The sequence below is a fragment of the Pedobacter sp. 01T416_2 genome (genome assembly GCF_056398925.1).
Window position 1 is genome coordinate 1 of the sequence record NZ_JBFTQI010000570.1, and the last position, 3,929, is coordinate 3,929.

Here is a 3,929-nt window from a genome sequence, read left to right on the forward strand (position 1 = left end):
TTATAATACTATTTTTATTCACCTAGAATCTGTTAACTGAAAATCGCCAACTAATTAGTTCAGATTCGGGTCAACGGGAAAATTACTGATATGTGCATATTTTGGTCCTAAATTTACGATCACATCCCGCCAAAGTTTTTCATCATCGTTACTAAAAATGAGATCAGGATTAAAGGTATCGCTCACCATCCAGGCGTTCTGCTCTATTTCGCGATCGAGCTGTCCATGGCCCCAGCCAGAGTAGCCCATAAAAAATTTTATTTCCTCAGCGCTTATGGCATTGGTATTTAAAAGGATTTTAAGTGTTTCAAAATTCCCACCCCAATACAGTCCATTCCCAATAGGCTCACCACTCTGTAGTTTATCATAACTACGATGAATGAAATGTAAGGTATCTGCAGCAACAGGTCCGCCAAAATAAATGTAGTTTTTTGCATCCCATAAATCTTGTATCACATCATTCAGCATAAGATTACCTACCTGGTTAAGTATATAACCTACAGTTCCATCATCGCCATGCTCTGTTAATAGCACAACAGATCTTTTAAAATTAGGATCGGCCATAAATGGCTCTGAGATGAGCAAGCGGCCTGTTTTAGGTTTTATATTGTTCAGCATGATGATAATCATTTGTTACACCGTAAAAGATGTCTATTTTTGTTAAATGCAAGTTACAAATGAATTTCTACAAAACCTGCGCCAAGATTACAAAAGCGCTTTGCTGGATGAATCTGACGTTGATCAAGACCCAATTATCCAGTTTAAAAAGTGGTTTCAACATGCTGTTGATGCCCAGATATACGAACCCAATGTAATGACTTTAGCTACAGCCGATAAAGCCGGCAGACCCGATGCCCGTATTGTTTTACTTAAAGGCGTTGATACAGATGGATTTAGATTTTTTACGAATTACCTAAGTGCTAAAGGAAAAGAGCTAAAACGTAATCCATACGCAGCTTTAGTATTTTTCTGGCCTGAATTGGAAAGACAGGTGAGGATCGAAGGAACGGTAGAAAAACTAGATAAGGAAACTTCCGAAGAATATTTCAATACGAGGCCAATTGACAGTCAGATTGGAGCCGTAGCCTCTCCACAGAGCCAGGTTATTCCAAACAGAGCATTTTTAGAAGAAAAATTTGAAGAATTAAAGGCTAAAAGCACCGATAAAGGTATTGTAAAACCTGCGCACTGGGGCGGTTATATTGTAAAACCTACAAGGATAGAGTTTTGGCAAGGAAGAAGCAGCAGGCTGCACGACAGGATAAATTTCGAAAAGGTTAAAGGAATCTGGACTAAAACAAGATTGGCACCATAACTTAATATAATAAATAGAGATCGGGCTATCCGGCAAGATCTCTATTTTAACTAATCGTTTACTATTAAATTCTCTTTTTTTAATCTCTTAAAGATGAAACAAATCGCAGTTATAGGATCTGGCACGATGGGAAATGGCATCGCTCATACCTTTGCACAATTCAATTATCAAGTCAACCTGATTGATATTAATCAAGCTGCATTGGATAGGGCCATACAAACCATTACCAAAAATTTAGACAGACAGGTTGCCAAAGCCACATTAACAGAAGATCAGAAAGCGGCCGCTCTTAATAACATCACCACCTATACCTCAATAAAGGATGGCGTTCAAAGTTCCGATTTAATTGTAGAAGCCGCTACCGAAAATGTGGACTTAAAACTGAAGATTTTTAAGGATTTAGATGAGTACGCACCTGCACATGCTATTCTGGCTTCTAATACCTCCTCTATTTCCATTACGCAGATTGCTGCCATAACCGGTAGAGGTGATAAGGTAATCGGGATGCACTTTATGAACCCTGTTCCGGTAATGAAGCTAGTAGAAGTAATAAGAGGTTATGCCACCAGTGATGAAACAACCAGTACTATTATGTCGCTATCGCAAAGTTTGGAGAAAGTTCCTGTTGAGGTAAATGATTATCCGGGTTTTGTGGCTAACCGCATTTTAATGCCAATGATTAACGAGGCCATTTACACTCTGTATGAAGGCGTTGCAGGCGTTTATGAAATCGATACCGTAATGAAACTTGGAATGGCACATCCGATGGGGCCCTTGCAGTTAGCCGATTTTATTGGTCTGGATGTTTGTTTGGCAATATTAAAAGTATTGAACGACGGTTTTGGTAATCCTAAATACGCACCATGTCCATTATTGGTAAATATGGTTGCTGCAGGTAAAAAAGGTAGTAAAACTGGCGAAGGTTTTTATAAATATACTGCCGGATCAAAAGATCTTGTCGTTTCTGATAAATTTAAAAAATCCTAATTTTTTTAGCATTTAATTTTATATTTGCTGTATGAATGAGAATCTGGATCCTGAAGCAAGCAACCTAAGCCCAACCGATCGTGATATTGAAAGGGTTTTAAGGCCACAGGCTTTTGAAGATTTTACGGGACAGGAAAAAGTGATGGAAAATCTGAAGATTTTTGTTCAGGCGGCGAAACTCCGTGGTGAGGCTTTAGATCACGTTCTTTTGCATGGTCCTCCCGGATTAGGTAAAACCACACTCTCTCATATCATTGCCAATGAAATGGCTACTGGCATCAAAGTAACCTCTGGTCCGGTATTAGACAAACCTGGCGATTTGGCTGGTTTATTAACCGGCTTGGATGAAGGCGATATCCTTTTTATTGATGAGATCCATCGTTTATCTCCTCTTGTGGAAGAATATCTATACTCTGCCATGGAAGATTTTAAAATCGATATTATGCTCGAAACTGGCCCGAATGCCCGTTCTGTACAGATTTCGCTTAATCCTTTTACTTTAGTAGGTGCTACCACCCGCTCCGGATTGTTGACTGCTCCGTTAAGGGCACGCTTTGGCATCAATGCCCGCCTGGCTTACTATGACGCTAAATTGCTAACCACAATTGTGCTACGCTCTTCTGATATATTAAAAACGCCGATCAGTGATGAAGGTGCCTACGAAATTGCCCGCCGTAGCCGTGGCACGCCCCGTATTGCCAATGCACTTCTACGGAGAACAAGAGATTTTGCGCAGATTAAAGGAAACGGAAATATCGATACTGAAATTGCCCGCTATGCCCTCAATGCATTAAATGTAGATGAACATGGCTTGGATGAAATGGACAACAGGATCCTGGTTACCATTATCGATAAATTTAAAGGCGGTCCGGTAGGTTTAAAAACCATTGCGACAGCTGTTGGAGAAGATGAAGGTACTATTGAGGAGGTTTATGAGCCGTTTTTGATTCAAGAGGGATATATTATGCGTACTTCACGGGGTAGAGAAGTTACCGAAGCGGCTTACAAGCACTTAAAGAAAAATTATCCAGGCCAAACCGGGAAGCTGTTTTAATACAAGATTGTTTCTTGCCAAATCGTCATTTCGACTGAAGTGCAACGGAATGGAGAAATCTATTGTCGTTTTATAAACGATTTCTCTTCTATGATTGAATAAAAAAAAAGACCCTGAAATGAATTCAGGGTGACGTTACTCGGGTTACTATTGCATCAAATCAAACATTCCGTCCTCCTGATCCGATAGCTTTCGGATTTGTTTCAGGATCTTCTAAGAAATATACAATCCATCTGAACATTTAAGCCCTTTTGGTGTTCATAACATAGAAATCAAACATTATGAATATTGAATTACGTAAACTAACGCTCGAAGATTACGAAGATCTTAAAGAATCGATGCTCCAGGCCTACGACAGTATGGGTGGTTCCATCTGGCCAAAATCAAGTATTGCAAAACTTTTAAATATTTTCCCAGAAGGACAGCTCTGTATCGCTGTTGATGATAAGGTTGTAGCCTGTTCATTAGCCATTATTGTAGAGTACGACGAATATGGAGATCGGCATACCTACAAGTTGATCACTGGTGATTATTCTTTTACGACACACGATCCAAACGGCGACACCCTCTATG

At 39.7% G+C, this 3,929-nt stretch carries 4 protein-coding genes and 1 pseudogene; 4 read left to right on the top strand and 1 reads right to left on the bottom strand.

The window, feature by feature from the left end:
- Positions 1 to 54: 54 nt before the first annotated feature.
- Positions 55 to 618 carry a YqgE/AlgH family protein gene (locus AC1DPQ_RS20435; RefSeq protein ID WP_029277901.1) on the bottom strand — a complete coding sequence of 188 codons (564 nt, stop codon included), beginning with the start codon at positions 616 to 618 and terminating at the stop codon, positions 55 to 57.
- Positions 619 to 664: 46 nt separating this feature from the next.
- Between AC1DPQ_RS20435 and pdxH the strand changes: the two genes are divergently transcribed.
- From pdxH to AC1DPQ_RS20455, 4 genes and pseudogenes are all read left to right on the top strand, one after another.
- Positions 665 to 1,315: a pyridoxamine 5'-phosphate oxidase gene (gene pdxH / locus AC1DPQ_RS20440; RefSeq protein WP_477610706.1), complete on the top strand. Its 651-nt coding sequence runs from the start codon at positions 665 to 667 to the stop codon at positions 1,313 to 1,315.
- Between the two features lie 93 nt (positions 1,316 to 1,408).
- Positions 1,409 to 2,302: a 3-hydroxybutyryl-CoA dehydrogenase gene (locus AC1DPQ_RS20445; RefSeq protein ID WP_477582308.1), complete on the top strand. Its 894-nt coding sequence runs from the start codon at positions 1,409 to 1,411 to the stop codon at positions 2,300 to 2,302.
- Between the two features lie 31 nt (positions 2,303 to 2,333).
- A complete protein-coding gene (gene ruvB / locus AC1DPQ_RS20450; protein ID WP_029277907.1) occupies positions 2,334 to 3,356 on the top strand; it encodes a Holliday junction branch migration DNA helicase RuvB in 1,023 nt (340 codons plus the stop codon).
- Positions 3,357 to 3,637: 281 nt separating this feature from the next.
- Positions 3,638 to 3,929, top strand: a pseudogene (locus tag AC1DPQ_RS20455) (carbon-nitrogen hydrolase); the annotation flags it as partial.